The following is an 18394-nucleotide window of genomic DNA, read 5'->3' on the forward strand; positions in this document are numbered from 1 at the left end:
TATTAACTATACATTGCACTATTATTTTATAAATGAAAATAGCTCATAATAATGAATGAGATTAATATACTTTGGGTTGATGATGAAATAGACATGCTTAAGCCCCATATTCTTTTTTTGGAAAAGAAAAACTATAAAGTTACTACAGCCAATAATGGGCAGGATGCTATAGATTTGTTTAGAGAAGAAAACTTTGACATTGTTTTTCTTGATGAGAATATGCCGGGGTTAACAGGACTTGAAACACTTTCTGAAATTAAAGAAATAAAATCTTCTGTTCCGGTAATTATGATTACCAAAAGTGAAGAAGAATATATTATGGAAGAGGCTATTGGCTCTAAAATAGCCGATTACCTTATAAAACCTGTAAACCCAAACCAAATACTATTAAGCCTTAAAAAGAACCTTGATAACTCTCGTTTAGTGTCAGAAAAAACTACACTGGACTACCAAAAAGAGTTTAGAAAAATAGCTATGGATATGGCTATGGTAAACTCCTGGGAGGACTGGATAGAAATGTATAAAAGGCTTGTATTTTGGGAAATGCAGCTTGAAACCATTGAAGACCAAAGCATGGTAGAGATTTTAGAGTCTCAAAAAACAGAGGCAAACACCCAGTTTGGTAAGTTTATAGAAAAAAATTACGAAAGCTGGTATAAGCCTGATGCTGATAAACCAATACTTTCTCATAATGTTTTCAGAGAATTGGTAGTACCAGAAATTGTAAAAAAACAACCTATTTTATTTGTTGTTATAGATAACCTGCGTTACGACCAGTGGAAAGCATTTCAGTCAGTAGTAAATAATCACTATAAGCTGGAAAAAGAAACCTCTTACTACTCTATTTTACCAACAGCTACACAATATGCCAGAAATGCTATATTTTCGGGGTTAACACCTCTCGAAATGGAAAAAAAACATCCTGAATTTTGGAAAAATGACGTAGATGAAGGCGGTAAAAATTTATACGAGAGTGATTTCTTAACAGCTCACTTAAAAAGGCTTGGTTTAAATATAAAACAAGAGTATTATAAAATAACCAACTTTAAAGATGGTAAAAAACTGGTAGAAAACTTTAAAGGTTTAAAAGATAACGATCTTACTACGGTAGTTTATAATTTTGTTGATATGCTGTCGCATGCTAAAACAGAAATGGATGTAGTAAAAGAACTGGCAAGTAACGACAAAGCATACCGTTCACTTACGCTAAGCTGGTTTAAAAACTCTCCTCTGCTTGAAATGATACAACAAGCACAGCTAATGGGTTTTAAACTCATACTAACTACCGACCATGGTACAATAAATGTAAAAAACCCAAGTAAAGTAATTGGGGATAAGAATACAAGCCTTAACCTGCGTTACAAAACAGGACGTAGCTTAACATTTGAAGATAGAGATGTGTACCATGTAAAAGAACCTAATAAAGTTCAGTTACCGGCTATAAATATGAGCAGTTCTTATATTTTTGCTAAAAACGACTTATTTCTAGCTTACGTAAATAACTTTAACCATTACGTAAACTATTACAGGAATACCTATCAGCATGGTGGTATCTCTTTGGAGGAAATGATTATACCGTTTTTAGTATTTAACCCTAAATAAGTAGTTTTTATATGGAAATTACTTTTTCGCTGGAAGAAATAAATGATGTTGCAAAAAAGCTATTAAACAGTGGTTTAAAGCAAATAGTTACTTTTCATGCCGATATGGGAGCAGGTAAAACAACCCTTATTAAAGCAATAGCTAAACAAATGGGAGTTGAAGATGTCACTGCCAGCCCTACTTTCTCTTTGGTAAATGAATATGAAACCGAAAATGGCGATATTATTTATCATTTTGATTTGTACAGGCTTAATACTGAGGAGGAAGCTTATGATATGGGTATAGATGAATATTTTTATTCAGGTAATATGTGCCTTATAGAATGGCCGGAAAAAACCCCGAATTTAATACCGTTAGACCACTCTTCTATAAATATTAAACAGTTAGCTGACGGAAAGCGACGAATTACATTAAAATAAGTTTTAACACTTGTTATATTTTTGTAATTTAGAACCAATTATCATATTCCAATCATGCCTTTAACCCCTTTTACTAAACAGCAGTTAATTCCGCAGGAGGAAACCTTGGAGACTCTTAAATCTAAGAGTGATCTTTATATTGGTTTACCAAAGGAAACATCCTATCAGGAAAGGAGAATATGCCTTACACCTGATGCTGTAAACTCGTTAACTGCGCACGGGCACAGGGTTATGATTGAAGCCGGTGCAGGAGAAAGCTCCAGCTATACCGATAAAGAATACAGAGATGCTGGTGCTGAAATAACTCAGGATACAGCAAAGGTTTTTAAATGTCCTATAATTTTAAAGGTTGAACCACCAACTCTAGAGGAAATTGAAATGATGAGCCGAAAGGCTTTGTTAATTTCAGCCGTACAGCTTAAAACACAGCAAAAAAGCTATTTAGAAGCACTGGCAGCAAAAAAAATTACAGCATTAGCTTTTGAGTTTATAAAAGATGAAGACGGCTCCTACCCTGCTGTAAAATCATTAAGTGAAATAGCAGGAACAGCATCTGTACTTATAGCAGCTGAATTAATGATTAACCAAAAAATAGGTAAAGGTTTATTATTAGGTAATATAACAGGTGTTCCTCCTACTGAGGTTGTTATACTTGGAGCAGGTACAGTTGCAGAATTCGCTGCCCGAACTGCTATAGGTTTAGGAGCTAATGTAAAGGTTTTTGATAATTCAATTACAAAATTACGTCGATTGCAAAACAATTTAAATCAGCGTATTTATACCTCTACCATACAAGAAAAAACGCTAATGAAAGCACTTAAACGTTGCGATGTTGCTATTGGTGCGCTTAGAGGTAAAGACCGTACTCCTGTAGTAGTTAGCGAAACTATGGTAGAACACATGAAAAACGGTGCTGTAATAATTGATGTTTGTATTGACACCGGTGGTTGTTTTGAAACATCGGAAGTTACTACACATGAAAAACCAACTTTTATAAAAAATAATGTAGTGCATTACTGCGTGCCGAATATTCCTTCGCGCTACTCTAACACTGCTTCTATCTCTATAAGTAACATGATTAGTCCATTTTTACTGCAAATGGCAGATGATGGAGGCTTAGAGAGCTCTATTCGTTGTAATCCGGGGTTTAAAAATGGTATTTATTGTTACCATGGGTTATTAACCAATAAATCAGTAGCAGACTGGTTTTCATTATCGTATAGTGATATAAACCTGATTATTTTTTAAAACATTCACTCTACAGTTCTTTTTATTCTTTTTTAAGACTTTCTATGCGACAATAAATAAGTAAATTGCACGCAGATGGAGCAATACATTTTACTAACACTTTTCGGAATTTTAATTGGTACAGTAGGCACATTAATCGGCGCAGGTGGCGGATTCATATTAGTACCTATTTTATTACTATTTTACCCTGAGTTAAGTCCCGAGGTTATAACAGCTATTTCTATAGCTGTAGTAGCCTTAAATGCTGCATCTGGTACGCTGGCCTATGCTAAGTCAGGACGTATAGACTATAAAGCAGGTGTTACATTTGCTATATATACTATTCCCGGTTCTATATTAGGGGTATTAACCGTTACATATATTCCGCAACAACTGTTTAATATCATTTTTGGAGTTTTATTAATACTACTTTCGTTATATCTTTTTTATAAGAACAAAAAGAATATTGTTACTCCCGAACCTGTTATAAAAAAAGGGTATAAAATAAATACATTAACCGATAGAAATGGAATTACCTATAAGTATAGCTATAATGAAGTTTATGGAAAACTTATAAGCGTGATTGTGGGTTATATTTCTCCCCTCCTGGGTATCGGCGGAGGAATAATTCATGTACCGGCAATGGTTAACTGGTTAAAGTTCCCTGTACATATTGCTACCGCCACATCTCACTTTATATTAGCTATAATGGCAACAGTAAGTGTTATTGTACACATTATAAATGGCACATATAATAATAATGATGTTGTATTAATGATATTGTTTTTAGCACTTGGAGTGATACCAGGGGCTCAAATAGGTGCTAAACTATCGCATAAAATAAAAAGTAACATTATAATTCAGGCATTAGCCTTTTGCCTTATTATAGTAGGAATACGAATTTTTATCAAAAGCTTTTAAACTAAACTGTTAGCTGGCATTCAACTTCTCTTTTGCTTTTTCCTCTGCTTCATCCTCTACAGGTTCCTTTTTACTGGATATTGTCCCTATCATCATTACTAATGAAGTAAGAATAACTACCTGTATAATCATAGAGCGATTTATAAACGGTAAGCGTAATTCTGGTGCTATGGCTAAGAAAAGTAATATAGTAATTAACCCTCTTGGGGCAATAAATACAAGAGGTATTAATTTGGCCCCAAATACCTTTAAGGCTATTATTCTTATTAAATAAATGCCTCCTACAATTGCTACAGAAAACAGTAAAGCTTCAGTATCTAAAAGTTCCGTAGCTTCAATTAAGTATCCAAACACTAAGAAGAATAAAGCTCTTACCAGGAAAGTAGCTTCTGTTGTAATTTCTTTAAACTTTCTTACCTCTCTTCTCAATACTCGTGGTTTAAGTTTTTGAATCCATTTAATATGACGTATTTCATTAAGATTATTAAGAAATAACCCAAATACTAATATAAACACTAAAGAGGGTAAATGAAATTCTTTACTTATTTCATATATAAGAATTACCAGAAATATTATAGGTACAAACTTTATATGATGTTCCAATCTACTTAACATAAATGAAAGGCTGCCTGTTGCTATAAACGAAATTATAATGATTATAATCAACTGTATAAAGAAAGAGCCAAATGCCCATGCATCAATAGTTTCATGTAGGGTAATAAAGTTGAAGAATATAACCCCCATTATATCTGATATACTACTTTCATAAATTACAAACTCCCTGTCTGAACGCATAAAATTCCTAACACTTGGTATAGCTACCGAACTACTTATTATAGCTAATGGTATAGCGTTGGTTAGGCAGATTTTAAAGCTCTGACCTGTATAGTATTGAAAAACAAAAGCTAATATTAAAGCAAACACTATAAGAGGAATACAACCAATAGCGGCAGCTTTACGAACTACAGGAAATTTTTCTTTTACGAGTTCAAGCTCAAGTGAGCCTTCTAAAACTATAAGTACTAAACCAATACCTCCCAATACAGGAAGCACATCTGTTAAATCAAAAAGATTGATGCCAAACAGGTTGCATAACTGGCGTACTAAAAAACCAAGCCCTAAAAGAAGTAATACCGAAGGTATTTTGGTTTTAGGAGCTGTAAGTTCAAAAATGTATGCCAACAATACCAGCAAACACAATGCTAAAATAATACCTGCGGTCATTTAAAATATCTTTTTTTACGAACACTAATATAGGTTTTAAAATCTAATTTAGGAAGTTGGAAATAAGTTTTTACTTTCAACTTTTATTAATTACTTAATAATCAGAAAACAGCATACTAAAAAAGCTTTGAGTTATACCCAAAGCTCTTTTTAAATTTAATAATATTGTTAATTTAAAGAGCGTATAACTCTTTCAAACCCTTTTTTAAAGTTGCAGGTTTTCTGTTTAATATACTCTCCAAGTCAGTAGAAACGATATTTAATAAATTGTTTTTAATATCTGTAGCAAAACCAACTGTTAGGTTTATTGCAAAATCAGGCACACTATATTCTTTTAGCTGTTTTGCAAAAACATCAGCATCAGGACTTGTATATTTTATTTCCTTCCCATAAAGCTCAGAAAGTGATACTGCAATATCGTTAAATGAATACGCTTCGGTATTCGTAATGTCATATACTTTGTTGGCATGTGTATCATCTGCCAGAACATTAGCCAATGCTTCTGCCATTTCCGTTCTTAAAGCGAAAGCAACTTTTCCTTCGCCTGCCGGTAAAACAACACCTGTTTCATTTGGCTTTTCACCAATAAACATTGGTATAACATCCATATAAAGGGAATTTCGCATTAAAGTATACTCTAAACCACTTTCTTTTATATAGTCTTCTGTTTGAAAGTGACTTCCCATAAAATCCTTCATTACCGAAGAGGAAACATCAGTCATAGAAACACTTGTATACACAATACGTTCTACCCCTGCTCTTTTGGCTGCATCAATTACGTTCTTGTGTTGCTCTAAACGATTTTCATCTAACCCCGAAATTAATAACACTTTATTAATGCCTTTCATAGCATTATCCAGTGCCGGTATGTTTTCATAATCTCCAGTAGCAATAGTGACACCTTTTTCTTTTAAGTTTGCTGCTTTTTGCTCATCTCTGGCTAAAGCTTTTATTTCAGATGCAGGTACACTTTTTAAAAGATTTTCTATTACCTTATTTCCTAAATGCCCTGTAGCTCCTGTTATTAGTATCATAATTAATTTCATTTTTTGTTCTATACAAAATTAGGTATATTTACTATACTTTTTATAGTAGTATACTATTGTATAGCACTATACTTTTGTATACTTAAATAGTTAACATTATGGAAAAGAGATATTTTGACGGTATAAGCTGCCCTATTGAATATGTATTAGCTTTAAAAGATTCGCTTAATGTAATTAGTGGTAAATGGAAGTTAGCCATTGTTAGCACACTGTTGGCTGAAAAGAAGCGATTTTCTGAGATACAAAAGATTATTCCCGGAATTACACCGAGAATGCTTTCTAAAGAATTAAAAGAGTTGGAAATAAATGGTATAATAATCCGCAATGTTGAAAACACTATACCTGTAACTATTGAATACAGTTTAACGCCTTCAGGTAAACGATTAAGTAAAGTATTGGATACTATGGTAGAATGGGGTTTACAACATCGAGAGGAAACTCTCGCGGAAATAAGTTCAAACTAAAGTTTTTTAGCTTATAAGTTTTATAAATTCAGGGTTATCCCATAAATTTTCCAATTCAGGAAAAACTTTAGCATCCTCCTTTAACTCAGGTTCCATATCAAAAGCTAATTTAAGATACTTAAAAGCTTCATCGGTTTTGCTTTGAAGATTCTTCATTATCCCTATTTGATAGTAATTCCATGAAAATTCCTGAATCTTATTTAAGTTTTTATATAACGCTATCGCTTCATCATACCTATTAATACCTTTTATATATAACCCTTTACAATATTCTAACTGATATTGTCCGGCAGGTTCTATTTCTTTATTGAAGGAAGAAAACTCTGCAACAGCCTTTTCATACGGGAATCGGTTAAACACAGCAAGCAATAATTGTATGGCAACTGTTTTCCTGTGGTGAATAGAAAATAATTTTTTTACTGATTTCAATGCTTTTTCCAAATCATTTTCTTTCAAATGAAACTGTATTATATAAACTAAAGCATTAGGATTTTCAGCATCATTACTCAAAATAGTTTTTACTGTTCTAATAAATTCCTCCTCATCAGAGTCGTTCTTCATTGTATCAAACAAAACTTCCATTTTATTCTCTAATATTTCAACGCTATCAGGTTCTATTTCAAGCGCTTTATTATAAAAATGAAGCGCTTTGTCACTATCTCCTTTCTGTAGGAACAAGGAGCCTTTATTTGCGTAGGCTAAAGTTGCTCTTTCATTAAGCGCTATAGCTTTATCAAATAACTCCAATGCGTTGTCAAAATCTCCACGATCCATCTGCCAGGCGCCAAAACCTATATATTTATCAACCGTATCAGCATCAACTTCTCCCTTTATATGTTCAGAGTTTGGCTTTATTTTAATATCCTTAATTTTCCCGGAGGCTAAATCCTGATCAAATTTATCTGCTGTTGCAGTATTTAAACGTTTAAGGTTTTCAATAACTAAATCACTTTGTTTATTATTAAGTCCTTCCTTTAATAATTCACTTTTTACAACATCATAATTCTGTTTTTCGCTAAAATAAACAGTTCTCGCTAACGCCAATATCTCAATTTGGTATTGTTGGGAATTAAATTTTGAATCTTCAATGCCTTTAGGTTTTTTATTAAAAAAGTTGAATAGCTTCATAAAGTCAATATTTTTTAGTGTAAGGATAATTTCAGAGCAGTATTACAGCTTACAATAAATAAGTTACGCAAGGAGTAAAAATAAACAAAAAAAGGTCTTTAGTTATTCACTAAGACCTTTTTTGTTTTGTGGGCGATGAGGGATTCGAACCCCCGACCCTCTCGGTGTAAACGAGATGCTCTGAACCAACTGAGCTAATCGCCCTTATTTTGCTTAACTTTCAAGGCTAACCTTGTTTGTTATTGCGAGTGCAAATATACGCTTGTTATTAATATATACAAGGGCTAAAGCGAAATATTTTATATTTTTTTTATAGTTTTTAAAAGCACCTTATTATCATAATTTACCATTTCAATTTCAATAGGTTCACCATTAGTATTTTCGCCTTCTATTATGTAAGTAGTACCGCCTTTGTATTTTTCTTTACTTCGAGAGAAGTCTACATCTCCGTCCTTAGTACAATTTCTTATATCATCTAAATTAACCCAGCTTTCATCAAGTTTTTGTTGTGCTTCAGGTGATATGGTCATTTTTTTACTCCTGATATTCTTTAAAACGCGACAATTTGGTAAATAACAGAACTCTGCTTTTTTGTTTTGCAGAAAAAACACCAAAATTAAAACACCTAATAAACCTCCGAAAAGGAAATAAGCCAATCTAACACCAAACTTCATGTACTATTTTTTAAAAATACTTATAACTTTCTTCTCTTTCTTTCCGCACTTATAAGGTTAAGCTCTCTGTTAGTTTGTCCGGCTACCGATGTGTTTTCCTCTGCTCTTCTTATCAAGTAAGGCATTACATCTCTTACGGGACCGAAAGGAAGATATTTAGCCACGTTATAACCATTTTCAGAAAGATTAAAGCTTATATTATCGCTCATTCCGTATAACTGTCCAAACCAAACACGGCTATCTTCTTTACTAATGTTTTTTTGCTCCATAATAGCCATTAGCTTATAAGAGCTTTCCTCATTATGCGTTCCTGCAAAAATAGACATTTTGTCCAAGTGATCCATCATATAATCTACAGCAGTGTCATAATTATCATCTGTAGCTTGTTTTGACTCACATATTGGTGATTTATACCCCTTTTCTTCTGCGCGCTTATTTTCTTTCTCCATATAAGCACCTCTCACTATTTTCATACCGATAAAAAAGCCTTCTTTTTCTGCCTGTTTGTGCAGTTTTTTAAGGTAATCCATCCTATCCCAACGATACATTTGTAACGTATTAAAAACAACAGGTTTTTGCTTGTTGTATTTCTGCATCATTTCGGTTACAAGGTCATCAGCAGCACCCTGCATCCAACTTTCCTCTGCATCGATCAATAATACTACATCGTTTTCGTATGCAGCACTACAAACTTTATCAAAGCGCTCTCTAACCTTACTCCACTCCTTAGCCTCGATATCTGTTAGGGTTTCGCCTGCTGTAAGCTTTTCGTAAAGAGCAAATCTGCCAAAACCGGTTGGTTTAAAAACGGCAAAAGGCATAGCACTTTTTCCGTTGGCAAAGTTTATTATTTCCAGTATTTTATTAAGAGCTTTATCAAAGTCGGCTTCATCCTCTTTCGCCTCTACAGAATAATCAAGAACTGATGCTACACGCTTAGTATACATTTTATCAACTACCGGAAGGCAATCGTCCTCTGTGGTTCCACCACAGAAATGGTCGAAAACAGTAGCCCTTATAAGCCCCTCTACAGGTAAATGTGCTTTTAAAGCAAAGTTTGTAACAGCTGTACCTATGCGCACTAAAGGCTGAGAAGCTATCATTTTAAACAGAAAATAAGCTCTGTCGAGCTCTGTATCACTTTTTAAAGCAAAAGCGACTTCGGTATTGTTGAAAATATTTTCCATCAGTTCAAAAAAATTTGTGCAAATATAGATACTATAGCAGAATTAGTAATATAAAAACCTTTATTTTGCCAAATATTTAAAATCAGTACAAATATCTATGGAAAATAGTACGCTGTCTCCTGTTTTTTTTAATGATGATTGCTACCCTTGGCTATATGAAACGGTTAAAAAAGAACATTACTCAAAAGCTTTTGTAATAGTAGATTCTAATACTGCTGAATATTGTCTTTCTATTTTTCTCCAACAGTTGCATACTGATGTACCTGTGGAAGTTATAGAACTGGAACCGGGAGAAGAGCATAAAAACATAGAAACCTGTATACAGGTATGGCAAACCCTTGCCGATTTAGGTGCTGACAGAAAAAGTTTGGTTATTAATTTAGGTGGTGGCGTTATTACTGATTTAGGTGGTTTTGTAGCCTCTACTTTTAAAAGAGGTATTGATTTTATAAACATACCCACTACTCTACTTGCTATGGTTGATGCTTCCTTAGGTGGTAAAACCGGCGTTGATATGGGAGCATTAAAAAATCAAATAGGTGTTATTAATAATCCCGTAGCAGTATTAATAGATACTATTTTCCTGAAAACGTTACCGCCCGAACAAATACGATCAGGCTTTGCTGAAATGCTTAAGCACGGGCTTGTTTATAATAAAGAGTATTGGTATAGTGTAGTAGCTTTAACTAATTTAACCAATGATGATTTAGATATTGCAATTAAACAATCAGTTGAAATAAAAAATACTGTAGTTAAAGAGGACCCTACTGAAAAAGGAATACGAAAAATATTGAATTTCGGACATACTTTGGGACATGCTATAGAGTCTTATTTTCTTGAAAACAAAAACAGAAATATACTTCTCCATGGTGAAGCAATTGCTATAGGCATGATATTAGAATCTCATATTTCTATGCAGCAAGGTTTATTAAGTGAGGAAGAGTATCGGGAAATAAAAACAGTATTACTTTCTGTATTTGATAAAACGTTATTTACTGATAAAGATATAGACGCAATTACCGAATTACTTATTCACGATAAAAAAAGTGAATTTGGTATGCCTAAATTTGTACTTCTTACAGAAACAGGAAAAGCAGTTATAAACAAAACCGTTGATAAAGTATTGATAAACAAGGCTTTTTCGGATTATGAAAAGTAACATATTTTTAAGAAAATTGTTTTTAAATAAGTAGTATATTTTTTTACATTTGTCGCAATGGAAAGAATATTTAACAACAATTATAGTTACTCTGCTGCTACTAAAAATAAGGCTTTAGCTTACCTTGAGTTGAAAGGTTTCAGCATAGTTAATATTCTTTTTTATACTACTTTTTTTAATCAAAATACTTTACACAAAAATTTGCAAATAATGTATGCTAACCTAAGAGTTTGATAAGTGTTATATTTAAAGTAATTTACACTATTAAATAAAGCACAACGCATCAAAATTTTAGGATCTTTACACTATGAATACAAAATATTACGACTTAATAAATCAAACTTACTACTTTCCACAGGAAGAGTTTACTTTAAATAAAGACAACCTACAGTTTCACAATATTGATTTAATGAAGCTTGTAGAACAGTACGGCACACCTTTAAAATTTACCTATTTGCCTCAAATTTCTAATAACATACGCAGAGCTAAAAACTGGTTCCGTATTGCTATGGAAAAAAATAAGTACGAAGGTAAATACCACTACTGTTATTGTACTAAAAGTTCTCATTTTGAATATGTAATGAATGAGGCTTTTAAAAATAATATACATGTAGAAACATCATCAGCATACGATATTAATATTGTGGAAAAGCTATTGGAATCAGGTAAAATAAATAAAAAAACTTATGTTATTTGTAACGGCTTTAAGCGAGATGAATATATAAGTAATATTGCCCGATTAATTAATAACGGTCACAATCAAACTATTCCGATTATTGACAATTACGAGGAACTAGACTTGCTACAGGAAGAAATAAACGGCAAGTTTAAAATAGGTATTCGTATTGCTGCGGAGGAAGAACCTAAGTTTGAGTTCTACACATCAAGACTGGGAATAGGTTACCGTAATATTGTACCTTTTTACAGAAAGCAAATACATGAAAATAAGAATGTAGAGCTTAAAATGCTTCACTTTTTTATTAATACCGGTATTCGTGATACTGCTTATTACTGGAATGAACTTTTAAAATGTTTAAAAGTATACATAAGCCTTAAAAAAGAGTGCCCGTCACTGGACAGTCTTAATATAGGTGGAGGTTTCCCTATTAAAAATTCATTACATTTTGAGTATGATTATCAGTATATGATTGATGAAATCATAAATCAGATAAAAATTGCTTGTGATGAAGCTGATGTAGAAGTACCTAACATATTTACAGAATTTGGCTCGTTTACCGTTGGGGAAAGCGGAGGTGCTATATATGAAGTGCTTTACCAAAAACAACAAAATGACAGGGAAAAATGGAATATGATAGATTCATCATTCATTACTACCCTACCTGATACATGGGCGATAAACAAGCGTTTTATAATGCTTGCCGTAAACCGATGGAATGATACTTACGAAAGAGTTTTACTGGGCGGGTTGACTTGTGATAGTGATGATTATTACAATTCCGAACAAAATATGAACGCCATTTATTTACCTAAGTACAGTAAAGAAAAACCTTTGTATATTGGCTTCTTTAATACAGGTGCTTATCAGGAAACTATTGGCGGTTATGGCGGAATACACCACTGCCTTATACCACAACCAAAACATATACTGATAGACCGTGATGAAAATGGAATTTTAGCAACAGAAGTATTCTCTGAACAGCAAAAAGCAGAAGAAGTATTAAACATACTGGGGTATAATAAAAAACAAGACTAAACAACACACTGAAATATGAGTAAAGGACCAATAAGTCAGTTTATAGAAAAAAATTATTTACACTTTAACGCAGCAGCTCTTGTAGATGCCGCTAAAGGGTATGAAAAACAATTAGAGGACGGTGCTAAAATGATGGTTACCCTTGCCGGAGCCATGAGTACAGCAGAACTTGGTAAAAGTTTTGCGGAAATGATACGCAGAGATAAAGTACAAATTATTTCGTGTACAGGTGCTAATCTTGAAGAAGATATAATGAATCTTGTAGCACACTCCCACTATGAAAGAGTACCTAACTACAGAGATTTAACACCACAGCAGGAATGGGATTTACTGGAAAGAGGATTAAACAGAGTAACTGATACTTGTATACCGGAACATGAAGCATTCCGTCGTTTGCAGAAACACATTCATAAAATATGGAAAGATGCAGAAGAGAAAGGAGAACGTTATTTTCCGCATGAGTTTATGTACAAAATGCTGCTTTCAGGTGTTTTAGAGGAATATTATGAAATAGATCTTAAAGATAGCTGGATGTATGCTGCTGCCGAAAAGAATTTACCAATAGTAGTACCGGGATGGGAAGACAGTACTATGGGTAATATTTTCGCTTCATACGTAATAAAAGGAGAACTTAAAGCCTCTACTATGAAGTCAGGTATTGAATATATGGCTTTCCTTGCTGACTGGTACGCTAAAAACAGTAGTAATGGTGTAGGCTTCTTCCAAATTGGCGGTGGTATAGCAGGAGATTTCCCTATTTGTGTAGTACCAATGCTATATCAGGATATGGAAATGACGGATATTCCTTTCTGGAGCTATTTCTGCCAGATATCTGACTCTACAACCAGTTACGGTTCATATTCAGGAGCTGTGCCTAACGAAAAGATTACTTGGGGTAAACTAGATATAAATACTCCTAAATTTATTATTGAATCTGATGCAACTATTGTTGCACCACTTATATTTGCTTATCTATTAGATTTATAATTGTTGTATGAAAAGAGTTATAGTTGACTACGCTAAATTAACTAACGAAATTCTTACCCTTTTGGTTGAGAAATTCCCTGAGGGTTATGATGATTCTGATATCATCCGCTTTAAAAATGCTAAAAATGAGACTGTTGAAGCAGTAGAAGTACGAACAGAAGATACTATTTATCTGGTAAAAGTGAGTACTAAACTGGCTGACCGAATTGAGAACTTTGAAGATGATGACGATGATGTTGACGCAGGTAGTGAAGACATGGACGCTTTAAAAGATCTTGAAATATCAGATGAAGAAGATTCTGACGATTAATTAAAAATTACATTCAAGAAAATAATTGCTAAAGAACCCTTAACGGGGTTCTTTTTTTTGTTGTATTCACTTAACTTTATAGTAAAACCAAGAATATACAAACCAATAAATTTTAAAAAATGAAAAAAATAGCTTTTATATTACTGGCAGGGATATGTTTTACTGCCTGTAAAGAAGAGAAAAAGAATGAAGAAGATAAAATGGGAACACCAGAAACTGTAACCCATGAAGAAGTAATGAGTGAAAAAAGTTGTTACTTAAAAGTTAGTGAATTTAGTCCCGAATATAACAAAGACCGTATTATTAACGACAGTATTGTATTACAGTTTGAAAGAACCGGTGATAGTATTTATGGCGAACTAAACTGGCTGCCGTATGAAAAAGACAGTAAATACACCACATTTAAAGGAATTGTGAATGGTAATAAAGCCAGTACTATTGCCCATTCAATTGCGGAAGGTGATGACTATAAAGAAGAACTTAATTTTACTTTGGAAGGCGACAAAGCCAAAGTTATGTATGGTGAAATGGTAGAAGGTGATAATGGAGTTTGGAAATATAAAGATGTAAATACTACCTCTGAACAAGTGTTAGAGAAAGTACCTTGTGAATAAATTTTATATAGTTATTATAAAAAAGCCTGCTATCAAGCAGGCTTTTTTGTTTTTTAATCTAAATATCTTTCTTTAAAAACTTTCATGTGGTGATTTTGGTGCCCAATGATAATAAAGCCCAAAGCTCTTACAGATGTTGTATTACCTGAAGCTATTCCTGTTTTTAATAAATCCTCTTTTGTTAAAGATTTAAACATTAATAGTGTATTATGTCTTAAAGAGGAAAGTTCAGTAAGTAAAGGCTGTAATCCTCTTTCGTTAGCTCGGGAATTTTCTACATACATATTTTGGTCATATCCCGGTAACTCAGTGCTATCCCCTCTTGAGAAACGTAAAGCACGATATGCAAATACCCTTTCAGAATCAATTAAGTGCTGGATTATCTCTTTTATGGTCCATTTTCCTTCAGCATATCGGTAATCATGCTTACCCATTGGTATATCCTGTACAAAACGAATAAAGTTATGTAAACTTATTTCCAGTTCTTCTGTAAGTGTCCACGTGTTGTCTACAAGTGGCAGGCAATAATTATAGAAAGAAGCATATTCATCTTCTTTTAAATCAGTTATTTTCATTTTTTAAGCAGAATTTCTACTGGCATTAATGTTCCCAAAAAGGGAACGGGTTACTATTTTTTCATATACACTAAGGAGGTCATCGTTAATTTCTCCTTTTTTCATTTGTCTTATTTTATGCAAAGCATATTGTTGTATAGTAAGCAATGGGCGTACTATTTGCTCACGCATTTTTACAGAAGCCCTGCTGTCGGGATAGTTTTCCATCAACTCTTTATACCCTGAAAGTTTTAAAAGTAATCGTTTTGTTTCTGTAAACTCATCATAAATAATTTGCCAAAACTCACCAAACTCAGCATCATTGCGCATATAAGCTGTTAATGGGAAGAATGATTTGGTAAGTGACATCATACTGTTTTCTATAAGTGTTCTAAAGAATAATGAGTGTTCATACAGCTCAACAATTTTATCCCACTCCCCTTTTTCTTCAAATTCTTTTAAAGCATACCCTAAACCATAAAAACCGGGAACGTTTTGCTTCAACTGGCTCCATGAACCTACAAATGGTATAGCCCTTAAATCGTTAAAATCAAGTTCTGCCGATTTACTTCTTTTTGAAGGACGGCTGCCAATATTAGTTTTAGCATAGTAGTTCAGCGTACTCATATGCTCCAAATAAGGTAAAAACTTAGGATGCGCTTTAAAATCAGAATATTTCTGATAGCTTAACTTTGCTAACTCATCAAAAAGTTCACGCTGTTCTTTAGTTAGTTCCTTTTTATCTTTATTAAACACTCCGTTAGTAACTCCCGCACTTAACAAGTTTTCTAAATTAAACCTGCAAGAATCAAGTGTTCCAAAGTTAGAACTTATAGTTTGTCCTTGTACTGTAATTTGTATTTCGCTGTTTTCAATAGTTTTTCCTTGCGAAGCATAGAATTTATGTGTTTTTCCTCCACCTCTTGCCGGTGGTCCTCCTCTACCATCAAAAAAGGCTACTTTAATACCATATTCGCGTGCCATAAGGGTAAGATTCTCTTTCGCCTGAAATATACCCCAGTTTGCCATTAAATATCCACCGTCTTTAGTGCCATCACTAAAGCCTAACATTATAGTTTGCTTTTTACCTCTGCTTTTTAGGTGCGCTGCATACTTTTCATTTTCATATAATGATTTCATTACATGGTGCGCTTCTTTAAGGTCTTCTACTGTTTCAAATAGTGGTACTATATCTACAGTAGGATTTTCCCAGCCTAGCAAACCAAAAACTGAAAGTATTTCTAAAACATTATGAGCACTTTCGTTATTACTTATTATATAGCGATTACATCCTTTTTCTCCATTCTTTTTTTGAATGGTTTTCATCGCTCTTATAGACTCAAGCGTTAATCGTGTATTTTCATCTTCAAACCAGTCCGGCTCTACTTTATAATTAATTTTTTCTAAGGCATGCAGTTTATCTTCTTCATTTAAATCATGATAGTTAGCAACTTCTGTATTACCATTTTCAACCAATACCGAAATTATATTTTTAAATACATTATCGTGTATACGGCTGTTTTGACGTATATCAAGCGAAGCAAAATGGAATCCGAATAGCTCTACTTTGCTTTCTAATGCCTCAATATCTTCCAAATACAGTGATTGATGTTGGTTTATTACAATACTTTTAATTTCTGCTAACCCTGTTTGTAATTCTTCAAGTGTAATATATACTTCACCCTCTGAATAAAATACTGAACGATAGAGTTTTTGCTCAATATAAGTAACCATAGGTTCAACCCCTGCAAAGGTTAGCTTGCGCTTTAGTTTTCTTATATCGTTATAATAGCATTTAAGTATACTTGTTCGTAACCTGTTAGCTACTTTTAAAGTAGTTTCAGTAGTAACAAAAGGATTTCCGTCCCTGTCACCACCCGGCCAGAAACCAAACGAAAGTATATTATTATGTAAAGGTTCTTCTTTAAAGATAGTATCTTTTATATAGGAATACATTTCACCAGCTGTATGGTAAAACACATTCTCTAAATACCAAAGCAAACTTATCGCCTCATCAAAAGGAGTTGGTTTCTCTTTTTTAATAAACGGTGTTTTACCAAGTTGCGCCAGTAATGATTTTATTTGAGGCAAATTGTTATTCCTGATAGCATGAGTTAAATCAGTAATAATACCCAACACAGCACCGGGATAAAATTGTGTGGGGTGTGCTGTTAATACAACTCTAAGCTGGTAATCGTTTAGGAATTGTTTTAAGGTACCTGTTAACCCTTGGCTTTCGCTTCTTTCTTTGCTTTCACGTAATGAACCGCTACCTTCAAGGTTATTCATTATATCAAAAGCTGCATCTTCAATAGCGTCAAACAATACTACCTGTCGCTCTACATATTGTATAAAGCGAAACATTAGGTCTATTTTCTCTGACTCCGTATTATTTTCCAGGTATTTTGCCGAGAAGGTATTAAAAATCTCTTCAGGACTTTTATTATTATCATAACCTTCATCGCAAATTTCAGAAAACAGCGGTAACAGTACACCTGTGTTGTCTATTGCCCTAAAAGGCAATGTCATAAATATACTGTTGAATAATTGGTATTTAAGCTCTACGTTTTCTTTAAAGCGTTCTATTTTTGTAGCAGGATACATACTATTGAATTTTGCTTTAAATTAATAAAAAAACCCTCACGTACAGTACATGAGGGTTATTAAACTTTTTATAAAATTACTACATATCTTTAAATATAGTATGCATTAGGCGTTTTTTATCGTTAATGCTCTCTTCAAGAGAAATCATCGTTTCTGTTCTGTACACACCTTCAATATCATCTATTAAGAAAATAACTTCTTTAGCGTGCTTAGTATTTCTTGCTCTAATTTTGCAGAACACATTAAACTTACCGGTAGTTACGTGAGCAACAGTTACATAAGGAATTTCATTTATTCTTTCTAACACAAACTTAGTTTGTGATGTATTGTGAAGAAATACCCCTACATAAGCTATAAAAGAATAGCCCAGTTTTTCATAGTCAAGCGTTAAAGATGAGCCCATAATGATGCCGGCATCCTCCATTTTCTTAACCCTAACGTGTACTGTACCGGCAGAGATAAGCAATTTTTTTGCAATATCAGTAAACGGCACCCTTGTGTTGTCAATCAGCATATCTAATATCTGGTGATCAACTTCATCTAAACGAAACTTGCTCATA

18 protein-coding genes and 1 tRNA gene are annotated in these 18394 nt (G+C 33.3%); 10 read left to right on the top strand and 9 right to left on the bottom strand.

Features of this window, described 5'->3' with window-relative positions:
- Nucleotides 1–51 precede the first annotated feature (51 nt).
- From porX to IEW45_RS01540, 4 genes are all read left to right on the top strand, one after another.
- On the top strand, nucleotides 52–1602 hold the full coding sequence (gene porX, locus IEW45_RS01525; protein ID WP_188619459.1) for a T9SS response regulator signal transducer PorX: 1551 nt from the start codon (nucleotides 52–54) through the stop codon (nucleotides 1600–1602).
- 11 nt (nucleotides 1603–1613) lie between these two features.
- Nucleotides 1614–2021, top strand: coding sequence for a tRNA (adenosine(37)-N6)-threonylcarbamoyltransferase complex ATPase subunit type 1 TsaE (tsaE, locus tag IEW45_RS01530; RefSeq protein WP_188619460.1), 408 nt, complete (start codon nucleotides 1614–1616; stop codon nucleotides 2019–2021).
- Nucleotides 2022–2075: 54 nt separating this feature from the next.
- Nucleotides 2076–3269, top strand: a complete 1194-nt coding sequence (locus IEW45_RS01535; RefSeq protein ID WP_188619461.1) for an alanine dehydrogenase — start codon at nucleotides 2076–2078, stop codon at nucleotides 3267–3269.
- A 75-nt stretch (nucleotides 3270–3344) separates the two neighbouring features.
- Nucleotides 3345–4169: a sulfite exporter TauE/SafE family protein gene (locus IEW45_RS01540; RefSeq protein WP_188619462.1), complete on the top strand. Its 825-nt coding sequence runs from the start codon at nucleotides 3345–3347 to the stop codon at nucleotides 4167–4169.
- Between the two features lie 9 nt (nucleotides 4170–4178).
- Here the strand turns inward: IEW45_RS01540 and IEW45_RS01545 are convergent, their stop codons facing one another.
- A complete protein-coding gene (locus tag IEW45_RS01545; protein WP_188619463.1) occupies nucleotides 4179–5393 on the bottom strand; it encodes a cation:proton antiporter in 1215 nt (404 codons plus the stop codon).
- 173 nt (nucleotides 5394–5566) lie between these two features.
- On the bottom strand, nucleotides 5567–6439 hold the full coding sequence (locus IEW45_RS01550) for an SDR family oxidoreductase (protein ID WP_229665871.1): 873 nt from the start codon (nucleotides 6437–6439) through the stop codon (nucleotides 5567–5569).
- Nucleotides 6440–6537: 98 nt separating this feature from the next.
- Here IEW45_RS01550 and IEW45_RS01555 point away from each other — a divergent pair, with 98 nt between their 5' ends.
- Nucleotides 6538–6903, top strand: a complete 366-nt coding sequence (locus IEW45_RS01555; protein ID WP_188619464.1) for a winged helix-turn-helix transcriptional regulator — start codon at nucleotides 6538–6540, stop codon at nucleotides 6901–6903.
- A gap of 6 nt (nucleotides 6904–6909) precedes the next feature.
- Here IEW45_RS01555 and IEW45_RS01560 read toward each other — a convergent pair whose 3' ends face one another.
- The 4 genes from IEW45_RS01560 to IEW45_RS01575 all read right to left on the bottom strand — a co-directional run bounded on the left by IEW45_RS01560 (nucleotide 6910) and on the right by IEW45_RS01575 (nucleotide 9892).
- The gene (locus IEW45_RS01560; RefSeq protein WP_188619465.1) at nucleotides 6910–8031 is read right to left on the bottom strand and encodes a tetratricopeptide repeat protein; all 1122 of its coding nucleotides are present in this window, start codon (nucleotides 8029–8031) and stop codon (nucleotides 6910–6912) included.
- 129 nt (nucleotides 8032–8160) lie between these two features.
- Nucleotides 8161–8235, bottom strand: a tRNA-Val gene (locus IEW45_RS01565).
- A 95-nt stretch (nucleotides 8236–8330) separates the two neighbouring features.
- Nucleotides 8331–8705: a DUF4258 domain-containing protein gene (locus IEW45_RS01570; protein ID WP_188619466.1), complete on the bottom strand. Its 375-nt coding sequence runs from the start codon at nucleotides 8703–8705 to the stop codon at nucleotides 8331–8333.
- Between the two features lie 20 nt (nucleotides 8706–8725).
- The gene (locus tag IEW45_RS01575; RefSeq protein WP_188619467.1) at nucleotides 8726–9892 is read right to left on the bottom strand and encodes a proline dehydrogenase family protein; all 1167 of its coding nucleotides are present in this window, start codon (nucleotides 9890–9892) and stop codon (nucleotides 8726–8728) included.
- A 97-nt stretch (nucleotides 9893–9989) separates the two neighbouring features.
- Between IEW45_RS01575 and aroB the strand changes: the two genes are divergently transcribed.
- The 5 genes from aroB (at nucleotide 9990) to IEW45_RS01600 (ending at nucleotide 14676) form a co-directional block, all read left to right on the top strand.
- Complete coding sequence (aroB, locus tag IEW45_RS01580) at nucleotides 9990–11051, top strand: 3-dehydroquinate synthase (RefSeq protein WP_188619468.1); 1062 nt, start codon at nucleotides 9990–9992, stop codon at nucleotides 11049–11051.
- A 307-nt stretch (nucleotides 11052–11358) separates the two neighbouring features.
- Nucleotides 11359–12765, top strand: coding sequence for an arginine decarboxylase (locus IEW45_RS01585; RefSeq protein ID WP_188619469.1), 1407 nt, complete (start codon nucleotides 11359–11361; stop codon nucleotides 12763–12765).
- A gap of 15 nt (nucleotides 12766–12780) precedes the next feature.
- A complete protein-coding gene (locus IEW45_RS01590; protein ID WP_188619470.1) occupies nucleotides 12781–13752 on the top strand; it encodes a deoxyhypusine synthase family protein in 972 nt (323 codons plus the stop codon).
- 7 nt (nucleotides 13753–13759) lie between these two features.
- Nucleotides 13760–14062, top strand: coding sequence for a hypothetical protein (locus IEW45_RS01595; RefSeq protein WP_188619471.1), 303 nt, complete (start codon nucleotides 13760–13762; stop codon nucleotides 14060–14062).
- Nucleotides 14063–14181: 119 nt separating this feature from the next.
- Complete coding sequence (locus tag IEW45_RS01600) at nucleotides 14182–14676, top strand: hypothetical protein (RefSeq protein WP_188619472.1); 495 nt, start codon at nucleotides 14182–14184, stop codon at nucleotides 14674–14676.
- 53 nt (nucleotides 14677–14729) lie between these two features.
- Here IEW45_RS01600 and IEW45_RS01605 read toward each other — a convergent pair whose 3' ends face one another.
- The 3 genes from IEW45_RS01605 to IEW45_RS01615 form a co-directional block, all read right to left on the bottom strand.
- Nucleotides 14730–15251, bottom strand: coding sequence for a DinB family protein (locus tag IEW45_RS01605; protein WP_188619473.1), 522 nt, complete (start codon nucleotides 15249–15251; stop codon nucleotides 14730–14732).
- A gap of 3 nt (nucleotides 15252–15254) precedes the next feature.
- Nucleotides 15255–17834, bottom strand: coding sequence for a phosphoenolpyruvate carboxylase (locus tag IEW45_RS01610; RefSeq protein WP_188619474.1), 2580 nt, complete (start codon nucleotides 17832–17834; stop codon nucleotides 15255–15257).
- A 79-nt stretch (nucleotides 17835–17913) separates the two neighbouring features.
- Nucleotides 17914–18393 carry an Lrp/AsnC family transcriptional regulator gene (locus IEW45_RS01615; protein WP_188619475.1) on the bottom strand — a complete coding sequence of 160 codons (480 nt, stop codon included), beginning with the start codon at nucleotides 18391–18393 and terminating at the stop codon, nucleotides 17914–17916.
- Nucleotide 18394: the final 1 nt, after the last annotated feature.

This window comes from Flavobacterium suaedae (genome assembly GCF_014642915.1).
Classification (GTDB): domain Bacteria; phylum Bacteroidota; class Bacteroidia; order Flavobacteriales; family Flavobacteriaceae; genus Flavobacterium; species Flavobacterium suaedae.